Origin of the sequence: Pareuzebyella sediminis, assembly GCF_008367235.1 — a bacterium.
GTDB classification, from domain to species: domain Bacteria; phylum Bacteroidota; class Bacteroidia; order Flavobacteriales; family Flavobacteriaceae; genus Pareuzebyella; species Pareuzebyella sediminis.
Map to the genome: position 1 here is coordinate 266,312 of NZ_VTZS01000004.1, position 25,863 is coordinate 292,174.

Here is a 25,863-nt window from a genome sequence, read left to right on the forward strand (position 1 = left end):
TTACAAAATTTTAACAGTTTTTAATGGGTTTAACGAAATTTTAATTTGACTCATTCACAACATTTTACATCATTTGAACGGGTGGACAAGCCTTAGTGCCATATGAACAATACACACAACAATCGCCTTCCTTTGGTCGAATTACTTCCTTACAGTTTTTACACTCATAAAAAAACTGACAAGCATCGGTAGGCATTTGTTCTTCTTCTTGATGCCCACACTTGGGACAAGTAATGGTGGATTTTATTATAGTATTTTTCATATTATTCAGAAACTTTATAACCTGTACTGTTGATAGCCTTTATAATTTGTTCCTCAGTTACTTTGGTGCGGTCGTATTTGACGCTTGTATTGCCCTCTTCATAGCTGGCCTCCACGGAAATTATACCGTCCAACTTGTTGACCTCTCTCTCAATGTGGTTTTCGCAACCCGTACAGGTCATTCTTTCGACGGTAAAGGTTTTTTCAACAATATTATCATATTGCACATATACAATTTCCTTGGTTGGTTGGGCATAAAAAATTCCGGAATAATAGGGAAATGCCAACATCAGTCCAGCAAAGAGGGTCACAATAAGCAGAAATGTTTTTGATTGTAGAAAGGAAGGTTTCCCTGCCTTGCCGACAGGCAGGTCATCATCTTCACAGGCACAATCAATTTCGTGCTGTGATTTTGGCTTTAGCTTCTGGTACCAAGCAAATGCAATTACCAATAAGGTCAGGCCTATGAGATAGGGTCTAAAAGGCTCTACCCAAGAAAAGGTAAATGCAATCCCGCTTGTTCCTGCCAATAGTGCAAGCACTGGTGTGATGCAACAGACTGAGGCAGCGACCGCTGTGAAAATTCCGGTGTACGCTGCTGTATTTGATGATTTGGATGTGTTCATTCTATGCTACTTTTTTGTTTTCTTTAAGCTTGCCGAATATCCCTTCCAACACATTGCTTGAATCCTTGACCAAGGAGTAGTACAACGTTTGGCCATCACGTCTCGAAGTTATCAATCCTGCATCCTTCATTTTACGGATATGCTGCGAAATTGCGGGTACGCTCATTTCCAGTATATCCGAGAAATCACAAGGACAAAGTTCACCTTCCTCGTTCAAGAGGAAAAGTATCTTCAGTCTGGTCTCATTACCTGTCAGGGCGAGTACCTTGCCAATACTGTTGATTGATTCTGAACTTGTTTTCAACGTCTCACGACAGCGCATCAATTGCTTCTGGTCTGCCTCGGCACGGGTGCAACTTAATTCAAGAGACATAATTACAATTTTGAGTAAAGCTACAATTATATAATTATTTAAGCAAATGCTTAAATATATTTATTTTGTTTTTCTAATAGGTTAGAGTTTTTAAGAAAATATGTTATTATAAAAAATTTACCACACTGTCCAAAGCATCGTCAGCATCTTTATGAATAAAATTAGCTTGATAGTTAATGGTGGTTTTCAAATCCGTATGGCGATATAATTTTTGAAGCATTAGTGGATGAATGTTGTCGCCTGCAATATTGCCAAAAGAATGTCGAGCAATGTGCATCGTAACTTTTTTCTGGATGCCTGCTCTTTTTGCAATCTTTTTGAGGTGGTCATTGAATTTTTTGTTTGCTACTTTTTTCTTTCGATATATGTCTTTCGCATCAGATAAGTCGGCTTTTTTCATTTCTGGGAAAACAAAGTCATCATCATTTACTCTGTCCTCAATGTACTGTAGCAAGATTTTTTCAACCTTAGCTGGAATTTTAAGGGACAGTAACTTTGAATTTTTTCCCATTCTATAATGCAATCGCCCATCATAAATCTGGGACCATCTTATAAACAACACATCCGAAACACGCATTCCAGCAAAATAGAAACTGAACAACCAAACGTTCAATGAATGTCTTTCCATATTAGTTAGTTCAGCAACACTTTCAAGGGCTTTTATTTCTTTACCTGTAAGCCCTGTTTTTGTGGTTTCGGGAAATTTGATTTTAAACTTACCCTTGCCAAAGGGGTATATTTCCTTGCTAACAACTTTATCCCGAATGGCTCTATTAAACAGTAGCCTTATCAAGACCATTACATTCATTGCAGTAGTTTCAGTTAATGAACAAGAACCTTTTAAATAAATCTTGAATTTTTTGAGAAAGCGCTCATCGATTTCTTGGAAAGTCAAATGTCGGCCAGAGCAGTATTTTTCTATATAACTCACCCAAGCTGAATCTGTAGAATGGCGATTGATTTTCTTTTCAGCTTCTAAGGCTTCAAGATGCTCGTCAGCAAAATCAAAAAAAGTTAAGCTCGAAGTTGGCTTATATATTTCTTTTTTGATTTGTCGAGCAGTAGCAGCTTTATTATCCGTCTGTAATGCAATAAGCCCTTTTCTGGCTTCGGATAGTTTGGAAGCTATCAAATTGTTCAGGCTTTCAGCTTCAGAATGCGATTTTTTTACCTTTAGGTTTTTAGAGTCCCAATCCTCTAATTCAATGTAATGGCCTATGTGTTTGTAAGTTGAACGACGGTCTTTGGTTATCCTAATTGCAAGCGGATACAGCCCTGTTGCGTTAGGCTTTTTGCGAAGAATTATTTTTGCACTTGTTGACATTTTGAACCTGGTTTAGAGACGAAAGCCAAATCAGGTACAACATCTTGTCAAAAATTCATTCTAAAGATACGTCTTTATTAGGAATTTTGGGTACAACATAGGTACAACAAATGTTGATATTAACTGATATTAATTGACTTTAAATAAAATGAGCAAAAACATAAGTCATTGAAAATGAATTAATTTATGTTTTATTGGTGCAATATATACCAGACTTAGGATCTAGTGCCGAGAGGTGTGAGAGTTCGAGTCTCTCCGCCCGTACTTTTTCAACTGCAGATATGCAGTGCTAAAACCTCTCAAAAACTGAGAGGTTTTTTTGTTATAGTACTATACGGGTGCGAAATTTTGATGATCGTATTCGTTTTGCCAGATATTGGATGCTTCGATTTGATTTAAAGAATAATCTGAAATTTGAAATATCGGTTTTAGCAATTTTTCCTTCCTTTTTCTTCTATTGAGCGTTTATTTTTTTATTAACTATTTGAAATAGAGATTCTTATATTGAATATCGGGAATTGGGCCACAGCTTTAGTCCTTCCTAATTATTCCTCTTCAAAGGTATTTTTCATAACTGAAAATTGAGAGCATAGGATAAAATCAATACCGCTTAATGTCTAAAATATTTTACATTATGTAAAAAATAGTATACATTTAGGAAAAGGTTAAATTGATGCAGCTACTCTTTCCACATAAGTATAAAAGATTTTCTGGTTGGATTTTTTATTTGACCTTACCGATTGCCATCTACACGTTCTTAACTGAATCTAAGGGAGGTTTTTTCGTTTTTAAGGTTTATTCGTTGTTTTCTATTAAAAGAACGGTTATCACGGAATACACCGAGAATGTGTACGGATCGGATGGTTTTCGATGGATAGAAAATGACCTGCTTAACGAAGTTTTGATTGCAGTCATTATCGTTTCCGGAATTATCAACTCCTTTTCCAAAGAGAAACTTGAAGATGAACTGATTGCCAAATTACGAACGGAAAGTTTAACACTTTCGCTCTATCTGAATTACCTGCTCGTGCTTATGGCCAACTTTTTGATTTATGAGTTGACCTTTTCGTATGTATTGGTTTTTAATCTTTTCGCTATTCTAGTACTCTTTAACTTGATATTCAAGTACAGATTGTATACACATTATCAAAGCTAGGCGTGAAGAATAATCTAAAAGTATATCGCGTAAAATTCGGATTTACCCAAGAGCAAATTTCAAAAGAACTGAATGTTTCAAGGCAGACCATTAACGCCATTGAGAACAACAAATATTTCCCCTCATTGGAACTAGGACTAAAATTGGCCAAAATACTTCAATGTAAGGTTGATGATCTTTTTAGCCTGGATTAAAATAAAAGTAATGAGCGTACCAAAAATTTTACTATCTCTCGTGTTATGTTTTGGCCTTGGGGTCTCTAAAAATGTGACGTACTTGGCTAGGGCGCAAAACACGGAAGCTGTTCCCATTGGTATGGGAAAGAGTATTGATAATTACTTATCAAGGATAGAGGCCTTGGGCTTTTCGGGTGCCATTGTTGTAAGTAAAAAGGATAAAATAATTTTAAGCAAGGGGTATGGTTATGCGGACCGGGAAAACCGAATAATCTTTACTCCCCAAACGGTTCAATCCAATGGGTCGAATACAAAGCAATTTACGGGGGCAGCAATACTTCTGTTGCAAAGTCGTCATCAATTGTCGGTAAATGATAGCCTACCTCTTTATTTTGATAATGTGCCAAAAGACAAACAACAAATAACCTTGCATCAACTTTTGACCCATTCTTCTGGATTGGTTTCGGGAGTGGGACCTGACGATGAGGCTATAACGTTTGAAACATTTTTTAAAAGAATAATGAAAGAACCATTGAAATTTGAATCAGGTACCGCTTATAATTACTCGAATGCCGGTTATTCTATATTGGGCAAAGTCATAGAAAAAGCAGCCGGAGTGAATTACGAAACCTTTTTAAATGAAAATTTGCTTGCACCGATGGAAATGGAGAACACGGGTTATGTGATTCCTAAGTGGGTTGAGGAAAATATGGCGATTGGATATAGAAAAGGGCAAAAATGGGGGAAGGTTTTCAAAAAGGGCTGGATAAGAGACGGACCAAATTGGCATCTGCGGGCAAACGGAGGGCTGCATACTACCACCGAGGATATGTTGAGGTGGTCAAGAATGCTAGCCGGTCAGGGTGTTTTAGATGAAAAAGATATTGAAATATGGACCACAGGTTATGTTCCCGAGAGCAATGGGTATTCAAAATATGGTTACGGTTTGGTAACTTATGATGATCCCAAATGGGGGAAAGTGGTTACCCATAGCGGGAGTAATGGTATTTTCACCTCAGAGTTTTTTTGGTTGCCCGAAAAGGATTTTTTTTTCTACATTCATGGTAATAGCTCCATAGTTCCAGTGTATACACTACAAGACAATATTCTGAAGGCCGCCTTTGAAGGGAGCTTCAAGTTTCCCCGAAAAATTGGTTCTGATCTTTCTATTATGCCGGTAACTGTAAGGAAAAAGGAGGGTAGGTACTATAATGAAACAGGTTCAATTGAATTGATGGCCGACGACATTAGATTAATTGGAAAATTATATGGGCAAAGTACGTTCGATTTATTGTTGGAGCATAGTACTGAACAAAAAGCTGAATTTGAAAATTTGAATAGTACCACCAGAGAAGTTATGAAAAGACTGGAATTGGGTGATGAAAATGCTTTTGAAAATCTGGTACCTAATAACGTTGACTCCAGAGACTTCACTGGTTTATTTCTTGATCGCATACAAAGGATGGGCGATTTACAGTCGCTCACTGTCATAGGGACTTTTGAGAATACGTATGGTTCAAAATTCTATGAGTATGGTCCATATACCACATTTGTATATGCTAAATTTAAACATTGGAACCAATACTGGAATTTAGTTTGGAACGAAGATGGAAAATACAAAGGGAACTATAGTGGTCCTTGGCCAGAGTTTACTTTTATACCTGTTGGAAATGGGAAATTTATAGGAATGAGAGGAGTGTATCCGTGGAATACTATAAATGCCCAATTTCATAGAGAGTGCCTTTTTATAAAACAGGCGAGTTTTTGTTTAAGAGAGTATTGACCGAACGAAGTAAGACATTCTAGGTAATAGCGATTCGTTATCGACAAAGACTATAAGGAAAACAGTGCTAATTTAAAATATAGGGAATGTGAGCTTCCTTTGCCAGTATAAAGTCGTATGAGAGTGCTGACAACGAGGAAACTTAAAAAGTGATTAGAACTCTATGCTCCTTAATTTGAAGGACATATACCCAATCATTTGGTTGCGCCTCCTATTAGGCTGATCAACGATGTTTATGTATTCGAGTATCTCCATTTTCCCTAAGGCCTATATCATGCTATTAGGATAAGATCTTTTATACCTGTAGCAATGTAGCCTTGAATTTTTGGAAGGTACTTATACCTTACTTTTATCCTCACACAAAAAAAGAGGGTCGGGATTAAGTATGGCCGGAAACTGTATAGAATACATGCGCGCCAAATTATATGGCGAGCACCTTCGATATGATTCTAAAAAATATAGATAAAAAGAGTGACCACTATAGAGGTCCACACCAATAAAAAGGCTGATAATCGGCTACTAAAGGTCAAAACGGGTTTACTATTGTTCATGTCAAAATATTTGGGGTATATCCGAAAATGAGGCCGGATATTCTTAGTTTATAGTGATTATGGATTTGCGGTTTTTACTATAACGTAATTTTGCAGAATATGTTACAAATTTCGATTCTCTGTAGTATTATACAAAAAAATACGGTAGCTATTACCTTACAAATCGGCTAATTTAAGAATTTTGAAATATAATTTATGGAAATCGGTAGTAAAAGGACTCCAAAAAGGATGACCCGATTGCTGGCCCTTGAAGCCTTGGTATTTTTTGGGGGATTTTCATTTTAATTGATTTTAGGGGTTCTTGTTCAGGGTTTTATAAAAGCATAAACTACACACCTTGGTTATATTTCAGTTCTACGTTTATTTTCTCAAGCTATTACTAGCGTAAAGGGTGATTTTGGTTATGCGGTTATTTATTGGTTCAAATTACTTCGGTTAATAAGATTTATATAATTGGAATTTCCCAAAAATAAATATGAAAAATTAAATTTCACAAATTATTTTCTTAAATATTTACGAATTGTTGAAAAGTTTTTAATCCTAACACAGATTATATGAAAATATTTTAAGAAAAGGGAAGTTTTAATTGAGGTACCAAACGTTCATATTTTCCAGGGTATTTCCTACAACGGTGTTGTTGAGTAAGGTGCCCGCCAATATAAACCCAAGTTTGCTAAGGGTTATGTTGAAGCCATACGAACTGGCCCTAACCAATGTATAGATTGTTTTATAGCCCAAGATGGAGGTACTTCGCTTAATTTCCGGTACGAGATAGTATGACAGGTTCTCGCCGCAATAACTGGGATGCGTGGCAAAATCAAGTATTTCTACATTCGATTCGTCTTCATCAAGTTTGACCAAGGCTGTCACCACGAGCTCGTCTTGGCGAAATAGACCATAGAACAGATGATTCTGATTAAACAACTGGAGTAGGTTTTCAGGCTCGTATACGGGTGATGACGATGGCGAGAAAGCCTTCCTGTGCAGTTTGCCGATTTGAACTATATCACCTGTATTCAATTCTTGAATCGATAGATTGCTCGGCAAACGTTCAGATATATTTTCTCCGGAGCCTTGGGCTGCTTTTGCCATGGCTCTGATTGACTCCGATTTTTTAAGTTGAGACTTGTCAAGGAACATGCGGTCTTTGTTCAAATAGTCTGCCAAGAAATAGCCCGTGGTATGGCCATTATATAGCCCTGGTATTTTCGCTTCGATGCGATACCCATTCAATTGAAAAGTCTTTATGGCACCTTCCGGAACACGTCCCACGATTTTACCAAATTTATTTTCATACGCCATCTTTTTGACTTTGGGAAGAAGGGATTCCCAGTTACTTTCAGGAGTCTGGGTCAGCACTAAACGGCTATTTCTTTTTTCTTGATGTATCAAAGTGCCATCGATTTTTACTGTCTTATCGAGCATGTGGCCATTTAATTTTAATAGTTCTACTTGCTAATCGCGAATTTGACCATCACCATATACATAATATTTATTGGTTACGAGTTGTTTAAGGCCCAATGGCCCCCGATGATGTAGCTTGTCCGTACTAATAGCGAGTTCTGCACCAACCCCCATTTGCCCTCCATCAGTGAATCGGGTAGAAGCATTCTGGTACACCGCGGCACAATCTACTTGGTCCATGAATTCTTGTGCTGTACCCTTATTCTCGGTCATGATGGTGGCAGAGTGACCTCCCGAATATCTGTTTATTTTCTCCACAGCTTCTTCTAACGAATCCACCGAGCCAATGCAACACTTCATGGCCAAAAATTCCTCTTCCCAAATCGTCTCATCTGTAATGACCGGTTCGTCCGTTAAGACTTCTTTTACCTCTTCGTCGACCAGAACTTCAATGCCTTTACTTTTAAGGATAACTCCTAAATCAGATAGTCTTTTCTCGTAGTCGATCATATCTGGGTTGATCAAAATTTTATCTAAAGCGTTGCAGGCAGAAATTTTATGGGTTTTTGCATTGAGAATTATCTCGATGCTTTTTCCCCAATCTGCCTGCGGGTCTAGGTAGAGAAAGTTATTGCCCCTACCGCTAACCAGCACGGCACATTGCGCATGTTCTTTGACAAAAGCAATGAGACGTTCACCACCTCTTGGAACTATCAGGTCTAGCTTCTCGGTCGGATTTTTAAGAAATTCTTGTGTCTCTGCTCTGTTCATAACGAGCATTTGAATATAATCCACAGGCAGATTGTTTTCTTTCAGTGCCCGATGCCAAAATTTGACCAAGACCGTATTGCTATGAAAAGCTTCCTTTCCTCCTTTGAGTAAAATTTTATTGTTGGCCTTAAAGGCAATTACGGCGGCTTCTATGGTCACGTCGGGTCGTGACTCGTAAATAATCATGATGGTTCCAAAGGGAGCCGTTTTATTGATAATATCTAGACCATTGCTCAATTTGAGGCCAGAAATCGTTTTGTTCACGGGGTCTTCCTGAGAAAGTATCTCATTGACCGCGGTGATCATCCCGTCGATTTTCTTATCGGTAACGACCAACCGATCATATAGGGCCTGATCTTCAAGTTTAAATAAATCAAGATCCTTTTGGTTTGCTTCAAGCAAGGGCGCACGGTTTTCTTCCAAAATACGTGCCATTGACTTTAAGACGTTATTCTTTGTTTCTGTTGATAATATTTTCATGCTAAATCTCCGTTTGTTCTAGGGTTACTCGGGTGCCCACATTTTTTCCTTCTATAATATCAATGATCGTACGGTCTTTTTTACCATTGGCTATGTAGGTCGAAATACCTTTGGAAGCTGCGCACTGGGCAAAGTCGAGTTTAGAGCCCATTCCACCTCTTCCTTCTTCTTCCTTTTTATTGCTGTCTTTAATGTATTTTTCCAGATTATCATCTGGGTTTACGTGCTCAATTAGGTTACTATTTTCAGAATGGGGGTGCCCTGTATACAATCCATCGATATCGGTCAGGATTATAAGTCTATCGGCATTCATCAATTGGGCAATCAAACTGGCAAGTTCATCATTATCTGAGAACATCGACATCGTGACGGATACGGCATCATCTTCATTGGCTATTGGAATGACCCCTTCTGATAGTAGGCCTTCGCAGCAATTGATCATGTTTTCGCGATGTATCCCGGGGCTAAAATCGCGTTTTGTGGGTAATACTTGCGCACATTTCATCCCGTAATCATGAAAAATATTATAGTACAATCGCATCATTCTGGGTTGTCCGATAGCGGAATATACCTGTCTTTTTTGGGTCTTATCCTTAATATTAGAGTTTCCCAGTACCTCTTTTCCAGCGATAACCGATCCCGAAGAAACCAATATGGTGAGTATGTCGCGCTCGTACAACTCTGCGATTTGCTCTACCAACCTACGAAGTACGGGTCTTACTATTCTATTATCTTTATTGGTCATGACGTTGGTGCCGACCTTAACTACGATTAGTTCTTTATACATGGTGCTTTTCTTTTCCGAGTTCAACAGCCCTGTCAAAGGCGGCAAAAGCAGCTTCTTTGATTAATTCACCAACCTTATTGCCCTGCATTGAATCTAAGGCTGCCCGGGTAGTACCTCCCTTACTGGCTACTTTTTCCATCCATGAATTTGGGGATAGATTATTTTGGTTGAATAATTCTACGGCACCTGTAAAAGTTTGGCTTACCAAAATCTTTGAGACGTTTTCGGAAAAACCCATTTGCAAGGCCGCCTCCATCATGCTCTGCATGAAGTAAAATACATAAGCTGGACCGCTCCCTGAAATTCCGGTAGACGCGTCGATAAAATTTTCATCACTCACCTGAATAGAGCGACCTGTAGTATCGAGAAGACTTTCTACAGTTAACAGTTCGATTCTTGACACTTCCGAAGAAGCCACATAAGAAGTCAATCCCTTGCCTATTTGAGCGGGTAAATTTGGCATCGCCCTTACGATTTTAGTCAAGCCTGTCGCTCTTTTAATAGTATCGATGGTGGTACCAGCCATGATTGAAATTAATAGCTGTCCCGGCTTCACCAAAGGTTTGACCTTGTGAAACAACTTTTCGGCATGATACGGTTTTACTGCAATAAAAATGATATCTGCCTCGGGAACACAATCCTCCAAGGTATCATAGGCATCAAAATGTGAAATCTGATGAAGCTCTTTCAGTTTCTCTTCGGAACTGTCGAGCACCATAATGTTTTTTTTCTTGAGCAGTCTAGATTTCGACATGCCTTCGGCATAGGTGAGCCCCATGTTTCCTGCTCCTATTACTAGCACTTTCATAAATGAATTTTTAGTTGATTATCGGTGGGTCATTTAGACAAAAAGAAGACAGTCGTCGCAATTTTTGATTTGACCGTAGTAGGTTTGGCGGTATTTATACAAGGTCTTTATAGGTAGTCCAAAAATGTACTTTTTAACATAGATGACCTTGGTGGTCAACATACCCATTTGAGCCGTATAGCGTTTTTCTGTTCTGGTTTTTCTTTTGACGTACAAAAATTTCATTTGTTAATTATTGGTTCCGGCCCTAACCTAAAAGTTTGGCCTTTGTATACAAGTTATTCGTGTTAAGATTTTGTTATTTGACTAAGGCCATATGTTTATCACCTAAAAGATAGAAGTACTCATCCTTTCTTTCGACCCATACGTAGGGCTACAAAACTATCAGATAGCTTCGGTGGTTTGTAGATTTATGGCGCTCAGCTAGCTCTTTTCAGTAAATATGCCGGTACACCTTTATGTAGCTATTCTTCATTTTCAAGCTCATATTTCTGTCGATAAGCTGCTTTTTTTATCATCTCCCGATTTTGGGTAGATTGTTTGACATAATGTTCCCTTTGCTTGATGTTTTGAAGCACTTGGGTTTTTCTATATTTTCTTTTGTACCGCTTTAGTGCCCTATCGATGCTTTCTCCTTCTTTCAATTCTATCTTCAACATATTGCTTGTTTTTATTTTTATAAATATGACCTAAGTACTTTGTTGCGTGATTTATGGCGCAAAAGCCTTATGCCTTTTTCTTTAATTTGTCTTATGCGTTCTCGTGAGATATCGAAAATCTCTCCAATTTCGACCAGACCCATCGGATTTCCCTCCCCGATACCATAATAAAGCCTGATAATATCGCTTTCCTTTTGTGGTAACGTATTAAGTGCTTCATCAATGTCGGTCAAAAGAGAGTCTTTCATCACTTTTTTGTCTGGGTTTATCGCTTCTTTCGAAGCCACCACATCATAAAGATTCGATGTCTCCCCTTCCTTGAAAGAAGCGTCCATAGACAGCTGCTTGCCCGAATTCTTTATGGCACTTTTGACCTGACTCGCGCTCATATCGATTTCATGGGCTATTTCTTGTGCGCTGGGGGGGCGTTCTAGCGTTTGCTCGAGGTTGGAGTAGACTTTATAAATTTTACGAATGGTACCAAGTTTGTTTGATGGTAATCGAATAACCCTTGATTGTTGGGAGATGGCCTGAAGGATGGATTGGCGAATCCACCAAACGGCATAGGAGATAAATTTGAAACCTCTGGTTTCATCAAAGCGTTTGGCGGCTTTGACCAGTCCGATATTCCCCTCGTTGATCAGATCGGAAAGTCTAAGACCCCTATTTTGATATTGTTTGGCAGCCGAAACCACAAAACGGAGGTTGGCATTCACCAATTTTTCAAGGGCGGCTTGATCCCCATTGCGTATTCTTCTCGCAAGTTCAACTTCTTCCTCTGCGCTTATGAGCTCGATTTTACTTATTTCCTGAAAATATTTTTCCAGTGATTTAGAGTCTCTACTTGTTATTTGTTTTGTAATCTTTAGTTGACGCATAGATGTCTTTAGATTCTACATCTAGTAACGTACGATTTTCAGGCAGAAATCCAAATTTAGTGAGGCTTTTCTTTGGCTTTGCCATTCAAATAATGGCAAACGCAGGTTTTTGTTACCTAAAAAGATATTGGGTCTCGTAAAACAATAGTGTACTAGCTGTTATCAGAATATTCTTCAAACCGATGAATAGGGTGCGTTCCCGAATTGTCTTCGAGCAAATGCATTTGGGCTATAAACTAATGCCACATAGGGATTAGGTGGTTTTTTCTTAAAAAATTTAACACAAGGCCAATTGTCAAAATTTATCAATATTCATTGTTGAATTGCTAATTGAAAATGTTTTTTTTGTAAACATTCGTAATTTTATAGCCTTAAAATTTTATTTTTACTTGTGTAATTGAAATGGGAAACCTATTTTCGCTCATAGTAAGTGTGTTTTTAACACTATTTTATGATAAAAGGATTCGTAATCGAATTTGAAAAAGAACCAAATAATAACTAAAAAAATAGGCTATGATTAAAAAATGATATTATATGACGATTTCGTGAAAACGAAATGTAATGACTCTTTGGAAATTTCTTTATTCAACTAACATTTAACTAACTTTTTATGAAAAATTCCACAAGTAGGGGGAATGTTTTGTGCTGTGAGCTAAAAATCAACTTTCACAGTGTACTACTGCTATTTTTAGTGACACTTCCCTTTTCATCTGTGCAATCGAATACACTGAATGCGGATGAAAGAATTATTTACGAGACAAATTCATTAAATCCTTATCAAACTACCGTAACCGGAACGGTTACGGATGCCTCTGGAATTCCATTGGCCGGAGCCAGTGTAGTGGTCAAAGGAACTACACGGGGAACGACTACCGATTTCGATGGTAACTATTCCATATCGGCAGAAGCTAACGCGACACTTATTTTCAGTTACATTGGTTTCAAAAGAATGGAGGTTGTGATCAACAATCGATCAACGGTCAATGTTTCAATGGAAGAAGACTCTGCCCTCCTTGATGAGGTGGTAGTGGTCGGTTATGGTACCCAGAAAAAAGGGGAGGTAACCGCGGCCATTGCATCGGTTGATGCCGAGCAAATCGGAATTGTTCAGACCTCTAGTACTATCGATGCCGTAAAAGGGCAGATCTCTGGGGTCGATATTCAAGCTGGCGGTGGTAGACCAGGTCAAACGTCGACCGTACGTATAAGAGGTCGACGATCGGTAACGGCTTCCAACGACCCCTTATATGTGGTAGATGGTATTCCGTTGATCGATGGTTCTGAATCGATGTCGGATATTAACCCACAGGATATTGCCTCCATGCAGGTGCTTAAAGATGCCGCCGCAACGGCGGTATATGGTTCGCGGGGTGCGAACGGGGTTATTTTGGTAACTACCAACCGTGGAAAGGTCGGTAAGACCCAAGTACGGTATAGCAGCCAGTACGGAATTACTTCGGCATCACGTTTAGTAGATATGATGAACGGTGAGGAATACGCGGCCATGAAACGGGAAGCCCGACGTTCTTCGTGGGATGGAACCATTCCTCCTGATACCGATGTATTTTTTGATCCAATTGAATTGGAGTCGCTAGAGCAAGGTCGCTCTACCGACTATCTTGATTTGGTCTTGGGCTCAGGCTATCAGACCAATCATCAGCTTGGAGTAAGTGGCGGTTCTGAAAATACTACCTTTAATTCTTCCATTGGCTATTTCAAAGAGCAGGGTATTATTAGCAATATGGATTATGAGCGTTTTTCAGGTCGACTTAATGTAGATCATCGAATCAATGATATCTTCAAAATTGGAGCTTCTTTCCTCATCGCTCATTCTATTCAGAATTGGGGGTCGAATGCAACCATGGGTGAAGCCTTGGCCAACAACCCCTTGGGTGTACCCTATGATGAAGATGGCGAACTTCGATTTTTACCGACGAACGATGGTATTCGAACCAATCCCTTGAATGAATTGGTGCCCGGAGCCTACATCGATGAACGAAAGTGGACACGAATTTTCGCTCCTATCTCTTTGGATATCCATATCGCGGACGGCCTAGACTGGAAGACGCTTTTTGGTCCTGATATTCGTTTGGGCCGTAGAGGTCAGTTCCGAGGTAGTTTGACCAACGATAACCGTGGTGGACCAGGGGATGCCTCTGTGACCCACTCCGATAACTTTGCCTATACGATCGAAAACTTGTTGACTTTTGATAAAGAAATATTTACAGATCAAAACCTTAAGGTAACGTTACTGCAGAGTGTTCAGAGTTCGCGAACAGAAATAACCGATGCTTCTGTAACGGGTATTCCTTATGAATCCCAAAAGTTTTTTAATCTAGGTTCCGCTGCCAATAGAAACGTAGCCTCAAGATTAACCGAATGGACACTAGCTTCGTTCATGGGACGATTGAATTACGATATTGGAGGTAAGTATTTATTCCAAGCCTCTTTAAGGGCGGATGGATCGTCAAGGTTGGCGGAGGGCAATAAATGGAATTATTTCCCAGGGGCTTCCGTCGGATGGAGGATTTCGGAAGAGCCTTTCTTAGCCGATACATCGGTGACCCAATTGATGTTAAGAGGTTCGTATGGGGAGGTAGGTAACACCTCGGTAAATCCATATCAGACTGCGGGAAGGTTAGGAAGTAGGCCTTATGCCTGGGGAGAGGAAGGAGTTCTCGGCTTTGCCCTATCTGAAATACCAAATAGCAGTTTAGGTTGGGAAGTATCCAAAACTGTAGACATAGGTTTGGATTTCGGCCTTTTCAATGGTCGTGTGAGCGGTACCGTCGATTGGTTCCGTACGAACACGGTAGATATTCTGTTGAACAGAAGTTTACCACCAACTTCGGGATACAACAGTATCTTGCAGAACATCGGGTCAACGCGTACTCAAGGGCTAGAATTTGCGGTCAGTACGAAAATCTTTGATAACCCCGATGCGTTTTCTTGGAAACTCGATTTCAATATAGCCGGGTATCGTGAAGAGATTACCGAATTGGCGTTGAAGGATGAAAATGGCAACCCTATCGACGATGTTGGTAACGCTTGGTTTATCGGTGAGCCTATTCAGGTATTCTATGATTATGAGAAAGTGGGAATCTATCAAGCCGACGAGGTGGCTCTGGCCAACTCACAGGAGCAAAAGGTACCTGGGGAAATCCGTTTGAGGGATGTAGATGGAGATGGTTTAATCACTCCGGATGACCGCCAGATTCTAGGCACCGATACTCCAGATTACTATGGTGGTTTGACCAACAGATTTTCGTATAAAGGCTTGGAATTGGGCTTGTTCTTCTATTTTCGTCAAGGCCAAACCATTCAATCCGGTTTCCATGCGGGCAACAACTCGTTATTTGCGCGATACAATAACTTGGATGTCGATTATTGGACCATCGATAACCCGACCAATGCCAATCCAAGGCCGAACGAAAATCAGGAAAGCCCTAGAAACGGTTCAACACTTACCTATTTTGATGGGAGCTTTATTAAGTTAAGGAATATTTCACTGGCCTATTCGTTACCGAGTTCGATTACCGATAAATTGGGTATGGAGAGTTTGAAATTCACCCTGTCCGGACAGAACCTGTGGTTTATAACCGACTACGAGACGTTCGATCCAGAGGTTGGAGAATCAGACAATAACGCAGGACCATTCAGTATAGGTGTTCCTACTGAAGCCAATGGTGCCAGTTCTTTGGGATCTGGTATTATTCCAAGTAATAAGATGTATTCGTTAACCTTAAGCGCTACATTTTAATCATGGAGAGATTTAAAAAAAATAATATCAATATTATGAAAAGAAGAATATATTATGTGTGGTTGTTGGCCTTTGGGCTACTGACCAGCGCTTGTGAGGACTACTTAGAGGAAGAACTGGTGACCGATGTTTCCGCTGCTTCTTACTACACGACGGAAGATGGACTAAACGATGCAGTTACTGCGACCTACTCTTTCTTAAAGCCCTTTTATGGGCAAGAGATGGGGGCGGCCATGACCACCTTTGGTACGGATATTTGGACCAATGGGGCTGATGGAGGTCATAAGTACTTTAACTTTTACGATACGAGTTTGAATTCTGCTTCTTCCTACATAAGGGATTCCTGGGCGACTTGGTATCAAGGTATCAACCAGGCCAATGGCGTGATTAATCGTGCTACCGAGGTGGAAATGGATGAGGCGCAAAAGACCGTTCTTTTGGCTGAGGTACGCTTTTTAAGGGCATTGTACTATTTTAATATTGTGACCACTTATGGAGATGCACATCTTAGCCTTGAGGAAACTACAGGTATTGAAGTGGAGGCGAATAAGACTTCCCAGGCCGAAATCTATGCGCAGGCCATCATACCTGATTTAGAATTTGCCATAGCCAATTTGGGTGCGGAGCCATTAAACGGTGATTACGGAAGAGCTGTAAAACCAGCTGCCGAGTTTTTATTGGGTAAGGTCTTGTTAACACGCAGCTATACTGCCTTTTCCGAAGGTAGTGATGCCTCAAGGGCAGAGACTCTGTTCAGTAATGTCATCAACAATTACGGCTTTGCCTTGTTGGACGATTTTGCAGACTTGTGGGATATAGGTAACCAAGAAAACAGTGAGATGGTTTTTGTGATTCCCAATTCGAAGGCTCAGGTCGATAGTGGTATCGATGACTTTGGTAACCGATGGCATCTTTATTTCCTGATGGAATATGATGTGCGTCGCGGGATGACCCGGGATATTGCGAACGGAAGACCGTGGAAGAGACACCGGCCCACAGAGTTTATGTTGTCGTTATGGGACAGGGATCTTGACTCACGATATGACAAATCTTTCAAACATGTATTTTATGCGAATAAAGATGAGCCCGCTACGGATGCTGTCGGTAGCGAGCCCGCAAGGGCAGCCTTGTCGATTGGTGATACGGCTATTTATATACCCGGGCCACAGCGAAACGATTTATGGCCACAATCGCGCCAAGATCAGGTACCTTATATCGTGATTACCGATGATGAATATTCCGAAAGGTTGTTTCCACCCATGAACAAATGGATCGACGATACAAGGCCAGATCGTCAAAAGACACAAGGTCAGCGTGATTTTATCTTGATGCGATTGGCCGATGCCTATTTATTGCGTGCCGAGGCCCGATTGCAGCAAAACGATGCTGCCGGTGCCGCTGCTGATATCAACGTTATAAGAACCAGAGCTGCTTGGCCCGGACAGGAGGCTGCCGTACAAGTTTCTGCGGGTGAAGTTGATTTAGACTTCCTTTTGGATGAAAGAGCCCGCGAATTGGTAGGAGAAGGACATCGTTGGTGGGACTTAGCTAGAACCGGCACTTTGGTTGAGCGAGTACGTCAGTACAATCCTGAGGGTGCTCCCAATATTCAGGACTATCATGTAGTGCGACCGATTCCGCAAAACCAAATAGATAGAACCTTGGGTGGTTACCCGCAAAATCCGGGCTATCCACAATAATTATTTGAATACCTAGCTAACAAAGCCGGTACTTGGGTACCGGCTTTTGTTATTTTTTTAAGTCGATTAAAGATTGTAACAAAACTTGGGTTTTCTTCAAAAGCCTGATTAAAATTCATATCTTGAAAAACAATCCAAAGTAAACCTAAAAGTGATATCAAAAATTATGAAATTAAACAAGTTAACGCTATGGAATGCCCTTTCAATTGGGGCTTTAGTTCTTTTTTCTGCATGTAATGAAACCCCAAAGGACAATACTCCCTGGGTCGATCTCTTCGATGGAAAAACACTGAACGGTTGGAATCAAAAAGGGGGTGATGCCAAGTATGAAGTCAGAGACGGTATGATAGTCGGCAGTACGGTACACGATACCCCTAATTCTTTTATGACGACCGATAAGATGTATGATGATTTTATTCTCGAACTGGACTATAAGGTAGATTCTTCCATGAATTCCGGAATTCAGATACGAAGCAATAGTTTTCCCTACTATCGCGATGGAAGAGTACACGGCTACCAAATTGAAATAGACCCTTCAGAAAGGGCATGGAGCGCCGGAATATATGATGAGGCAAGAAGAGGGTGGCTAAATCCGATGACCGACAATCCCGAGGCACAGAAGGCCTTTAAACAAAATGATTGGAACCATTATCGAATAGAGGCTATAGGAGATACGATTCAAACATGGATCAATGGTGTGCCCGCGGCCAACTTGGTCGATGATAAAACGTCAAGTGGTTTTATTGCATTACAGGTGCATTCGATCGGTGACGATAAGCAAGAAGGTACCGAAATTATCTGGAAAAATGTGAAAATATTAACCGATAGTCTTGAAAAGTACAATAAGCCCTCTCCTGTAAAACCTATAGTCACAAAAAATAATCTGACGACATCTGAGCAGAAAGATGGTTGGAAGTTACTTTGGGACGGTCAGACGACCGATGGTTGGCGAGGTGCCCGTTTGGATGAATTTCCCGAGAAGGGCTGGAAGATTGAAGATGGGGTATTGAGTGTGCTTTCTTCAGGAGGTGAAGAATCGGCCGCTGGCGGAGATATCGTGACCAAAGATTTGTATGGCAATTTTGAGTTAAAAGTCGATTTCAAACTGACCGAGGGGGCGAATAGCGGTATCAAGTATTTTGTAGATACCGATATCAACAAGGGACCGGGTTCTTCTATTGGTCTAGAATATCAGATTTTAGATGACCAGCGTCATCCCGATGCGAAATTAGGCAATCATGAGGGTAGTCGTACCGTGGCTTCACTTTATGATTTGATCCAGGCGGACCCAGACAAGCCGATTAACCCTATCGGAGAGTGGAATACAGCTCGAATCGTATCGGATGGAAATCATGTTGAGCATTGGCTGAACGGGGTCAAAGTATTGGAATACGAAAGAAAGAGTGACGCCTATAAAAAACTGGTGTCTGAGAGCAAATACAAGAAATGGCCTAATTTCGGGGAATCGGACAAGGGGCATATTCTATTGCAAGATCATGGAGATTTAGTTTCATTTCGAAACATTAAGATCCGTGAAATTAATGAAGAAAATAAGTAAAGCGGTGGAATTGAACCAAAGAAGAAATTTCATCAAAAGGGGGCTGTCGGCATGTCTTGGTTTGACAGCTGTCTCCGTACCTGGCTCACTTTTCGCTTCCGAGATGGGTAAGGAGCAAATGCCCTATGTCAAAACCAGCGTAAAACTTGGTGTGGCTTCTTATACCCTCCGAAAATTTTCGCTCTCCGAGGCGCTTGATATGACCCTAAGATGCGGTTTGGAACGAATCACCCTAAAAAGTATGCATCTTCCTTTGGATGCTAATTCGGAAACTATAGAAATGGCCGTTGCCCAATGTAATGAGAAAGGAGTTGATTTATATGGTGCAGGCGTTATCTATATGAAAACTGAAGCTGAAGTCGATCAGGCCTTTGAATATGCAAAGACGGCAGCATTGGATATGATTATAGGAGTTCCGGAGCATCAATTACTCGATTATGTAGAGAATAAGGTCAAGGCCTATAATATTAAATTGGCGATTCACAACCATGGCCCAGGGGATGATCTGTATCCGAGTGCGGAAAGTGCCTATGCAAAAATTAGAAATAGGGATAAACGTATGGGGCTTTGTCTTGATATCGGCCATACGCAGCGCATCAAAAGAGATCCGGTGCAGGATCTTACTAAATATTTCGATCGTGTTTATGACATTCACTTGAAAGATGTAACTGCTTCCGAGGCCGATGGTGAGACCTGTATTATAGGCCGGGGCGTTATAGATTTTCCCGCATTTTTGAAAACGGTATCAAAATTGCAATATCAAGGTACGTTGGCTTTGGAATACGAAGCCGAAGAGAACGACCCCCTTCCTGGAATGATGGAATCTATTGGATATGTAAAAGGTATTTTAGCAACAGTATAAATAAATCATTATGAGTTCGAACAGAAGACATTTTATAAAAAAAGCATCGGCTGGTGCAGCAGGTATCGCTTTCAGTGGCAGTATCAATGCCATGACCGCGTCCGGTTATTCCCGTATACTTGGGGCCAATGATCAAATTAATTGTGCGGTCATTGGGGTGCGCAGTAGGGCAAAGGCCCATTTCAAGGCAATCCACCAAGATACGAACGCGAAAATCTTGTACAGTTGCGATGTAGATGACAAGATTATTGAAGAACACAATGCATGGTGCCAAGAAAATATTGGGTATGTCCCCAAAGTAGAAAAAGACTTTCGAAAGGTACTCGAAGATAAAAAGGTAGATGCTATTTTTATTGCCACCCCGGAACATTGGCACGCGCCGATGGCCATTATGGGGTTGCAAGCGGGTAAACACGTCTATGTTGAAAAACCATGTAGCCATAACCCCCATGAGAACCAATTGTTGGTCGAAGCACAGAAAAAGTACGGTAAAAAAGTGCAGATGGGTAACCAACAGCGTTCGGCAAATACTTCGATTTTGGCCGTTAAGGAAATTGGTGAAGGGATTATTGGAGACGTATATAAAGGCGAAGCCTACTATTCAAACAATCGGGGTTCGATAGGTACAGGAAAGAAGATTCCGGTACCCGCCGGCTTGGATTGGGAAATGTGGCAAGGTCCTGCGATTCGGGAAGATTATCGTGACAATATTCACCCTTACAATTGGCACTGGTTCAAAAATTGGGGAACTGGTGAAATCCATAATAACGGGACCCACGAAATTGATATTTGTAGGTGGGCATTGGGAGTAGATTTACCCGATAGCGTAACTTCTTTTGGAGGGAAGTATACCTATGAAGATGACTGGGAGTTTGTCGATAACCAACAGGTGACCTATAAGTTTGGCGATGATAAGTTTATCACATGGACTGGGCATAGCCGTGGTTTGATACAACCTGATCAACCAGGAAGGGGAACCACGATTTATGGAAGCAAAGGTGCTATTACGTTGAGCCGTGGGGGTTACAAGCTCTACGGTCTAGACGGAAAACTTATCAAGGAGGAGAAGGAGAAAGGAAGCCAAAGTGCAGGCACCAATACGCGCGGCGAGGGCGGTCTCGATGTAAACCATATCAGTAATTTTTTCGAGGCCATACGGCAAGATAAATCCCTACATTCCGATATCAAAGATGCGAGTACGACTACTATGCTTTGTCATTTGGGCAACATGGCCCAAGATGCAGGAGAGACTTTGATGGTCGATAAATCTACCGGTAAGGTCTTAAATAACGACAAGGTCATGCAAGATTGGTGGAAAAGGGAATATGCTGAAGGCTGGGAACCCAAGCTTTCTTAGAGCAACAAGTTTCAGAGGAAAAAAAAGACCCGATTATCGGGTCTTTTTTGTTTTTTACTTCCAAGGAATTTAGCTGAGCTAAAAAATGCCTCAGTTCGTTCAGCGAATATGATTATAGTATTCCAATCAAATCTAGAATGAAAGCAATGGGTATGGCAATTAAAATCAGTACCAGACAAGCTATCATTATTCGAAGAAATCCATTTAGAATCTTTACGCCAGAGCTAACCTCTCTTTCCATTATATTAAGGTTTTCTTAAAGTTAAGCAATAATAATTAATGAATTCTCGTTTTGACACATTTTTTCGATTAAAATACTCATTCTAAGTATATTCCATAGATGAATGGCCGCTAAATTCGACAAGATGTAAAGTCTAAGGAGTTTTACGATTCATGCTCAACGTGTTGCTCAGCTCTTCCAAAGTTACTCCTTTAGTCTCCGGCATAAGGAACCGTACAAACAAGAGTTGTAAGAACATCATAAAGGCAAAGAAGGCGAACACGGGCCCTGGCCCGATTTCAGTAAAAAGGAAGGGAACCAAAGAAGGTATTATCGCCGCCAGAACCCAATGGGTCGAACTGCCAAAAGATTGACCTGAGCCTCTGAGGTGATTAGGGAATACCTCCGAAATAAAGACCCATATCACCGCACCTTGGCCAATGGCATGTGAGGCAATAAAAAGGAAAAGGAAAATAGGAACAGCCATGCCCTCCCATTTAAGTATAAACGCCGCTGCGACCAAAGAAAGTGAAATAATATATCCAATAGACCCGATATACATTAACTGTCTGCGGCCCAAACGGTCGATAAGAAAAATCCCGACCAAGGTGAAAATCAAATTGGTCACCCCAATTCCGATGCTGCTCAAAAGTGCGGTACTCTCTCCGAGTCCTGCGGCCTCAAAAATTCGTGGGGCATAGTACAGAAAGGCATTAATTCCCGAAAACTGGTTAAAGAAAGCTATAAGAAAAGCCAACATCAAGGGGAACCTGTATTTTTTCATGAAAATAGTTTCGGAGATTCCTCTTTCATTGGCCCCGGCATTCATGTCAGCTTCAAGTTGGTCAATACTCAATTCCGGATTTATCGAGCCAAGAATTTGTTCCGCCTCCTTCTTTCTGCCTTTCGTCAATAGCCATCTCGGGCTTTTAGGTACGGTAATGACAAAGAGGGTATAGATGATGGCCGGAAACGCTTCGACACCTACCATCCAGCGCCAATCGTTATCGCCTACATTACTCAAGGCAGCATTGGAAACGAAGGCTAGGAGTATCCCGAAAACCAGCATGAACTGATAAAGACCGACCAATCGACCTCGGTCTTTTGCCGGTGCTATCTCAGAAATATAAGCGGGTGCGGCAACCGTGGAAGCACCCACACCAAGACCACCAATGAAGCGTGCTACGGCAAAGGTAATGGGATCATTGGCGAAGGCGGAACCTATAGCCGAAACCGAATAAAGCACCCCGATCCAAATCAAGGTGTTTTTTCTTCCTATTTTGTTCGTAGGAATTCCTCCGAAAATGGCACCAACGACCGTACCCCAAAGCGCCATACCGATAACTACCGATCCGTGAAAGGCATCCGAAGAATTCCATAAGAGTTGTAGCTTCTTTTCGGCTCCCGAAATTACTACGGTATCAAAGCCAAATAGAAATCCGGCAAGGGCTGCTATCAAAGAGATTCGTAAGACTTTTGAATTCATGGTCGGTTGAGGTTTTTTGTAAAACTAGCAAAAAAACCGACATCACTTTGCAATATTGTTAGTACAAGGCTATTTTGGGCCTTAAACTGTCACCGCTTTTCGTTTCCTTCTTCTTTTTTAGTTTTTTTAAGGAGTCTAGCGGCGAGTCTTGCTCTTGACGCCATTTGATTTCCTCGTCTTTAAAGGTGGGATTTTTAGGATGGGAGCTGTTCTTGTCCTCGGTAGTCTCATTACATGCCAAGGCCATGAACAGTGAGCAAATAAGGACGAGATATTTTGACATAAATTTCCGATCGCTAAGGAATATCAGAAATATGTACGTATGTAATTCATGATTTGGACGCTAGCTCCCTTGTTCCTTGCGATATATTGGGAGTTTATTCTTCCCATTTTTTTGCGAAGCTCAGGGTCTTCTACTAGTTTCTTCATAAGCTCACTAAATCCCCAGGCATCCGAAATGGATACTATTCCTTTTTGTGCTACCAATTCTTCCGCTTCCTTGAAACCCTTGTAGTTCGGACCGATAATTACCGGAACACCAAAAACAGCCGGTTCTAGGGTATTGTGAAGTCCTGTTTTGAAGCCTCCGCCGACATATGCGATATCGGCGTAGCTATAAATTTTGGTGAGCAGGCCGATGGTATCTACGATAAGTACTTCGCAATCGCCCACATTTACATCGGCAAAGTTGGAGAATAGCGCTTTCTTTTTTGTTATGGAGCCGGCAAGGCCAAGTATCTGCTCTTTTTTAATATTGTGCGGCGCAAGTACATATTTGATCCCTTTTGGAGAACTATTGATATAATCGATCAATAAGGCCTCGTCTTGGGGCCATGTGCTTCCGGCAACAAAACAAGTTTTATTTTTTTTGAAGGTTTCCATGAAATCCAAGGCATTGTCACGGTCCAATATTTCGGACACCCTGTCAAGCCGTGTATCTCCGCAAACGGATACCTCCTTTATTTGAATGGTTGCTAAAAGTTGCTTTGAGGCTTCGTCCTGCACAAAATAATGGTCGAATTGCCGAAGGGCTTGCCTTAAAAAATGACCATACCATTTAAAATATATTTGATCTTTTTTAAAAATGGCGGAAACCAATAAGGTGGGGATATGTCTGTTCCTAAGAGCCTTCATATAATTAGGCCAGATCTCGTATTTCACGAAAATAGCCACTTTCGGTTGTACGATATCAAGAAACAGTGCCACGTTTTTTTTACTATCGATAGGTAAATAGGCGACCGCATCCGCAGAGGTAGTATCTTTTTTGATCTCATACCCCGATGGAGAAAAAAAGGTGACGACTATCTTGTAGGAGGGGTATGTCGACCGGAGTTTTTCAATGATGGGAAGCCCTTGTTCGAATTCTCCCAATGAAGCCACATGCACCCAAAAGGTGCTATCGTCTTTTGAAAGACGATTTCTTAAAATAGTAAAGGACTGTTTTCTTCCCTTGACAAATAGTTTGATTTTTGAATTGAAAATGGCGATAATCTGAAGGAAGAACCAAGAAACCTTGGTCACTAGGTTGTAAATGACGCCCACAGGTACATAAATTTTGAGCTAAATTAAGCTTCTTTACAGAAAATCATAGCTGTTGGTTTCGTATTTTTGCGTAGACTCAAAAATATTCATGTCAAATGAAGAAAATTCAAATGGTCGATCTCGATGGCCAATATCAAGGTATTAAAGAGCAGGTGAATTCGGCCATTGCTTCGATCCTTGAAAACTCTACTTTTATTAATGGTCCTGAGGTTAAAGCTTTTCAGGGTGATTTGGAAGAATATCTTGGTGTAAAACATGTTATTCCTTGCGGTAATGGCACAGATGCTCTTCAAATAGCCATGATGGGGTTGGGGTTGAAGCCCGGTGATGAAGTCATTACCGCCGATTTTACCTTTGCCGCAACCGTGGAGGTCATAGCGCTGCTGCAGTTGACCCCGGTTTTGGTCGATGTATACCCTGATAATTTTAATATTGATATTGCAGCCATAGAAAGGGCCATTACCCCTAAGACAAGAGCCATCGTTCCCGTACATTTGTTTGGGCAGTGTGCAAATATGGAAGCTATCTTGGCCTTGGCCGAAAAGCATAACCTTTTTGTGATAGAAGATAATGCCCAAGCCATTGGGGCAAACTACACCTTTAGCGACGGTAAAAAGCAAAAAGCAGGTACCATCGGCCACGTTGGTGCAACTTCATTTTTCCCCTCTAAAAACCTAGGAGCCTATGGTGATGGGGGAGCGATCTTTACCAATGACGATGCGTTGGCGCATACCTTAAAGGGTATCGTCAATCACGGTATGTACGAACGATACCATCACGATGTGGTCGGGGTGAATTCCAGGTTAGATTCTATTCAAGCGGCCGTATTGAGGGCCAAGTTGCCCAAGTTAGATGAGTATTGCGGTAAGCGAAGAGATGCAGCTCGAAAGTATTCCAAAGCTTTTAAAGGGCAAGAAAATATCGTTGTTCCTAAAACGGTCAATGACTGTGAAGGAATTTGCGACACCTGTGATTGTCATGTATTTCATCAATACACGTTAAAGATTACTAACGGCAAACGCGATGGTCTCGTCAAACATTTCGCAGAAAAAGGAATTCCGTGTGGCGTATATTACCCTATTCCATTACACAAGCAAAAAGCATACGCCGATAGTAGGTACAGGGAAGAAGATTTTCCGGTGACGAATCAACTGGTACAACAGGTTATCTCCTTACCTATGCACACAGAGCTTGAAGATGATCAGATCGAGTACATAACCAAAACGGTCATTGATTTTGTAAATGGATAGTGATGAAGCTATTTCTTCAATTCAGTGCAAATCACTTGGAACCTTGTTTTTTAAGTATTAATGGGTGTGCTAGTGTGATAATAGGTGTAGC

23 protein-coding genes are annotated in these 25,863 nt (G+C 40.9%); 9 read left to right on the plus strand and 14 right to left on the minus strand.

The window, feature by feature from the left end; genetic code table 11:
* Positions 1–64: 64 nt before the first annotated feature.
* From F2B13_RS20675 to F2B13_RS15300, 4 genes are all read right to left on the minus strand, one after another.
* Complete coding sequence (locus F2B13_RS20675) at positions 65–262, minus strand: GDCCVxC domain-containing (seleno)protein (protein WP_149304612.1); 198 nt, start codon at positions 260–262, stop codon at positions 65–67.
* Position 263: 1 nt separating this feature from the next.
* Positions 264–887 (minus strand): mercuric transport protein MerTP, encoded by a 624-nt coding sequence (merTP, locus tag F2B13_RS15290; RefSeq protein WP_149304613.1) that lies wholly within the window; start codon positions 885–887, stop codon positions 264–266.
* 1 nt (position 888) lies between these two features.
* Positions 889–1,260, minus strand: coding sequence for an ArsR/SmtB family transcription factor (locus F2B13_RS15295; protein WP_149304614.1), 372 nt, complete (start codon positions 1,258–1,260; stop codon positions 889–891).
* A gap of 106 nt (positions 1,261–1,366) precedes the next feature.
* Positions 1,367–2,584 carry a site-specific integrase gene (locus F2B13_RS15300; protein ID WP_149304615.1) on the minus strand — a complete coding sequence of 406 codons (1,218 nt, stop codon included), beginning with the start codon at positions 2,582–2,584 and terminating at the stop codon, positions 1,367–1,369.
* A gap of 673 nt (positions 2,585–3,257) precedes the next feature.
* On the opposite strand from F2B13_RS15300, the gene F2B13_RS15305 reads away from it, so the two are divergent.
* From F2B13_RS15305 to F2B13_RS15315, 3 genes are read left to right on the plus strand one after another with little or no spacing between them, the layout of a single operon-like run.
* Complete coding sequence (locus F2B13_RS15305) at positions 3,258–3,740, plus strand: hypothetical protein (RefSeq protein ID WP_149276661.1); 483 nt, start codon at positions 3,258–3,260, stop codon at positions 3,738–3,740.
* Positions 3,741–3,742: 2 nt separating this feature from the next.
* Positions 3,743–3,934 (plus strand): helix-turn-helix transcriptional regulator, encoded by a 192-nt coding sequence (locus F2B13_RS15310; protein ID WP_149276662.1) that lies wholly within the window; start codon positions 3,743–3,745, stop codon positions 3,932–3,934.
* 10 nt (positions 3,935–3,944) lie between these two features.
* A complete protein-coding gene (locus F2B13_RS15315) occupies positions 3,945–5,699 on the plus strand; it encodes a serine hydrolase domain-containing protein (RefSeq protein ID WP_198440147.1) in 1,755 nt (584 codons plus the stop codon).
* A 1,133-nt stretch (positions 5,700–6,832) separates the two neighbouring features.
* On the opposite strand, the gene F2B13_RS15320 is transcribed toward F2B13_RS15315, so the two are convergent.
* From F2B13_RS15320 to F2B13_RS15350, 7 genes are all read right to left on the minus strand, one after another.
* Positions 6,833–7,675: a putative beta-lysine N-acetyltransferase gene (locus F2B13_RS15320; protein ID WP_149304617.1), complete on the minus strand. Its 843-nt coding sequence runs from the start codon at positions 7,673–7,675 to the stop codon at positions 6,833–6,835.
* A 30-nt stretch (positions 7,676–7,705) separates the two neighbouring features.
* Entirely contained in the window at positions 7,706–8,905 is a 1,200-nt protein-coding gene (locus F2B13_RS15325) for a glutamate-5-semialdehyde dehydrogenase (RefSeq protein WP_149276665.1), read from the minus strand.
* A 1-nt stretch (position 8,906) separates the two neighbouring features.
* Positions 8,907–9,692: a glutamate 5-kinase gene (proB, locus tag F2B13_RS15330; protein WP_149276666.1), complete on the minus strand. Its 786-nt coding sequence runs from the start codon at positions 9,690–9,692 to the stop codon at positions 8,907–8,909.
* Complete coding sequence (gene proC / locus F2B13_RS15335; protein ID WP_149276667.1) at positions 9,685–10,500, minus strand: pyrroline-5-carboxylate reductase; 816 nt, start codon at positions 10,498–10,500, stop codon at positions 9,685–9,687. The genes proB and proC overlap by 8 nt, the downstream gene beginning before the upstream one ends.
* A 33-nt stretch (positions 10,501–10,533) precedes the next feature.
* Positions 10,534–10,725, minus strand: coding sequence for a hypothetical protein (locus F2B13_RS15340; protein ID WP_149276668.1), 192 nt, complete (start codon positions 10,723–10,725; stop codon positions 10,534–10,536).
* 239 nt (positions 10,726–10,964) lie between these two features.
* Complete coding sequence (rpsU, locus tag F2B13_RS15345; protein WP_149276669.1) at positions 10,965–11,159, minus strand: 30S ribosomal protein S21; 195 nt, start codon at positions 11,157–11,159, stop codon at positions 10,965–10,967.
* A 17-nt stretch (positions 11,160–11,176) separates the two neighbouring features.
* Complete coding sequence (locus tag F2B13_RS15350; RefSeq protein WP_149276670.1) at positions 11,177–12,037, minus strand: sigma-70 family RNA polymerase sigma factor; 861 nt, start codon at positions 12,035–12,037, stop codon at positions 11,177–11,179.
* A gap of 610 nt (positions 12,038–12,647) precedes the next feature.
* Between F2B13_RS15350 and F2B13_RS15355 the strand changes: the two genes are divergently transcribed.
* The 5 genes from F2B13_RS15355 (at position 12,648) to F2B13_RS15375 (ending at position 21,274) form a co-directional block, all read left to right on the plus strand.
* Positions 12,648–15,797 carry a SusC/RagA family TonB-linked outer membrane protein gene (locus F2B13_RS15355; protein WP_149276671.1) on the plus strand — a complete coding sequence of 1,050 codons (3,150 nt, stop codon included), beginning with the start codon at positions 12,648–12,650 and terminating at the stop codon, positions 15,795–15,797.
* Positions 15,798–15,832: 35 nt separating this feature from the next.
* Positions 15,833–17,497: a RagB/SusD family nutrient uptake outer membrane protein gene (locus F2B13_RS15360; protein WP_149276672.1), complete on the plus strand. Its 1,665-nt coding sequence runs from the start codon at positions 15,833–15,835 to the stop codon at positions 17,495–17,497.
* A 166-nt stretch (positions 17,498–17,663) separates the two neighbouring features.
* Complete coding sequence (locus F2B13_RS15365) at positions 17,664–19,055, plus strand: 3-keto-disaccharide hydrolase (RefSeq protein WP_149276673.1); 1,392 nt, start codon at positions 17,664–17,666, stop codon at positions 19,053–19,055.
* Positions 19,039–19,917 carry a sugar phosphate isomerase/epimerase family protein gene (locus tag F2B13_RS15370; protein WP_149304618.1) on the plus strand — a complete coding sequence of 293 codons (879 nt, stop codon included), beginning with the start codon at positions 19,039–19,041 and terminating at the stop codon, positions 19,915–19,917. The genes F2B13_RS15365 and F2B13_RS15370 overlap by 17 nt, the downstream gene beginning before the upstream one ends.
* A gap of 10 nt (positions 19,918–19,927) precedes the next feature.
* Positions 19,928–21,274 (plus strand): Gfo/Idh/MocA family protein, encoded by a 1,347-nt coding sequence (locus tag F2B13_RS15375; protein WP_149276675.1) that lies wholly within the window; start codon positions 19,928–19,930, stop codon positions 21,272–21,274.
* A 374-nt stretch (positions 21,275–21,648) separates the two neighbouring features.
* Here F2B13_RS15375 and F2B13_RS15380 read toward each other — a convergent pair whose 3' ends face one another.
* The 3 genes from F2B13_RS15380 to F2B13_RS15390 are packed head-to-tail and all read right to left on the minus strand — an operon-like array spanning position 21,649 to position 24,522.
* Entirely contained in the window at positions 21,649–22,980 is a 1,332-nt protein-coding gene (locus tag F2B13_RS15380; RefSeq protein WP_149276676.1) for a sugar porter family MFS transporter, read from the minus strand.
* A 58-nt stretch (positions 22,981–23,038) separates the two neighbouring features.
* Positions 23,039–23,263: a hypothetical protein gene (locus F2B13_RS15385; RefSeq protein ID WP_149276677.1), complete on the minus strand. Its 225-nt coding sequence runs from the start codon at positions 23,261–23,263 to the stop codon at positions 23,039–23,041.
* Between the two features lie 23 nt (positions 23,264–23,286).
* Positions 23,287–24,522 (minus strand): 3-deoxy-D-manno-octulosonic acid transferase, encoded by a 1,236-nt coding sequence (locus F2B13_RS15390; RefSeq protein WP_149304619.1) that lies wholly within the window; start codon positions 24,520–24,522, stop codon positions 23,287–23,289.
* Positions 24,523–24,617: 95 nt separating this feature from the next.
* Here F2B13_RS15390 and F2B13_RS15395 point away from each other — a divergent pair, with 95 nt between their 5' ends.
* Complete coding sequence (locus tag F2B13_RS15395; protein WP_149276679.1) at positions 24,618–25,772, plus strand: DegT/DnrJ/EryC1/StrS family aminotransferase; 1,155 nt, start codon at positions 24,618–24,620, stop codon at positions 25,770–25,772.
* Positions 25,773–25,863: the final 91 nt, after the last annotated feature.

Bases quoted from the DNA above. Each gene is read 5' to 3' on its own strand.
- F2B13_RS20675 (WP_149304612.1), bottom strand. From the start codon at position 262: ATGAAAAATACTATAATAAAATCCACCATTACTTGTCCCAAGTGTGGG.
- merTP (WP_149304613.1), bottom strand. From the start codon at position 887: ATGAACACATCCAAATCATCAAATACAGCAGCGTACACCGGAATTTTC.
- F2B13_RS15295 (WP_149304614.1), bottom strand. From the start codon at position 1,260: ATGTCTCTTGAATTAAGTTGCACCCGTGCCGAGGCAGACCAGAAGCAA.
- F2B13_RS15300 (WP_149304615.1), bottom strand. From the start codon at position 2,584: ATGTCAACAAGTGCAAAAATAATTCTTCGCAAAAAGCCTAACGCAACA.
- F2B13_RS15305 (WP_149276661.1), top strand. From the start codon at position 3,258: ATGCAGCTACTCTTTCCACATAAGTATAAAAGATTTTCTGGTTGGATT.
- F2B13_RS15315 (WP_198440147.1), top strand. From the start codon at position 3,945: ATGAGCGTACCAAAAATTTTACTATCTCTCGTGTTATGTTTTGGCCTT.
- F2B13_RS15320 (WP_149304617.1), bottom strand. From the start codon at position 7,675: ATGCTCGATAAGACAGTAAAAATCGATGGCACTTTGATACATCAAGAA.
- F2B13_RS15325 (WP_149276665.1), bottom strand. From the start codon at position 8,905: ATGAAAATATTATCAACAGAAACAAAGAATAACGTCTTAAAGTCAATG.
- proB (WP_149276666.1), bottom strand. From the start codon at position 9,692: ATGTATAAAGAACTAATCGTAGTTAAGGTCGGCACCAACGTCATGACC.
- proC (WP_149276667.1), bottom strand. From the start codon at position 10,500: ATGAAAGTGCTAGTAATAGGAGCAGGAAACATGGGGCTCACCTATGCC.
- F2B13_RS15340 (WP_149276668.1), bottom strand. From the start codon at position 10,725: ATGAAATTTTTGTACGTCAAAAGAAAAACCAGAACAGAAAAACGCTAT.
- rpsU (WP_149276669.1), bottom strand. From the start codon at position 11,159: ATGTTGAAGATAGAATTGAAAGAAGGAGAAAGCATCGATAGGGCACTA.
- F2B13_RS15350 (WP_149276670.1), bottom strand. From the start codon at position 12,037: ATGCGTCAACTAAAGATTACAAAACAAATAACAAGTAGAGACTCTAAA.
- F2B13_RS15355 (WP_149276671.1), top strand. From the start codon at position 12,648: ATGAAAAATTCCACAAGTAGGGGGAATGTTTTGTGCTGTGAGCTAAAA.
- F2B13_RS15360 (WP_149276672.1), top strand. From the start codon at position 15,833: ATGAAAAGAAGAATATATTATGTGTGGTTGTTGGCCTTTGGGCTACTG.
- F2B13_RS15365 (WP_149276673.1), top strand. From the start codon at position 17,664: ATGAAATTAAACAAGTTAACGCTATGGAATGCCCTTTCAATTGGGGCT.
- F2B13_RS15370 (WP_149304618.1), top strand. From the start codon at position 19,039: ATGAAGAAAATAAGTAAAGCGGTGGAATTGAACCAAAGAAGAAATTTC.
- F2B13_RS15375 (WP_149276675.1), top strand. From the start codon at position 19,928: ATGAGTTCGAACAGAAGACATTTTATAAAAAAAGCATCGGCTGGTGCA.
- F2B13_RS15380 (WP_149276676.1), bottom strand. From the start codon at position 22,980: ATGAATTCAAAAGTCTTACGAATCTCTTTGATAGCAGCCCTTGCCGGA.
- F2B13_RS15385 (WP_149276677.1), bottom strand. From the start codon at position 23,263: ATGTCAAAATATCTCGTCCTTATTTGCTCACTGTTCATGGCCTTGGCA.
- F2B13_RS15395 (WP_149276679.1), top strand. From the start codon at position 24,618: ATGAAGAAAATTCAAATGGTCGATCTCGATGGCCAATATCAAGGTATT.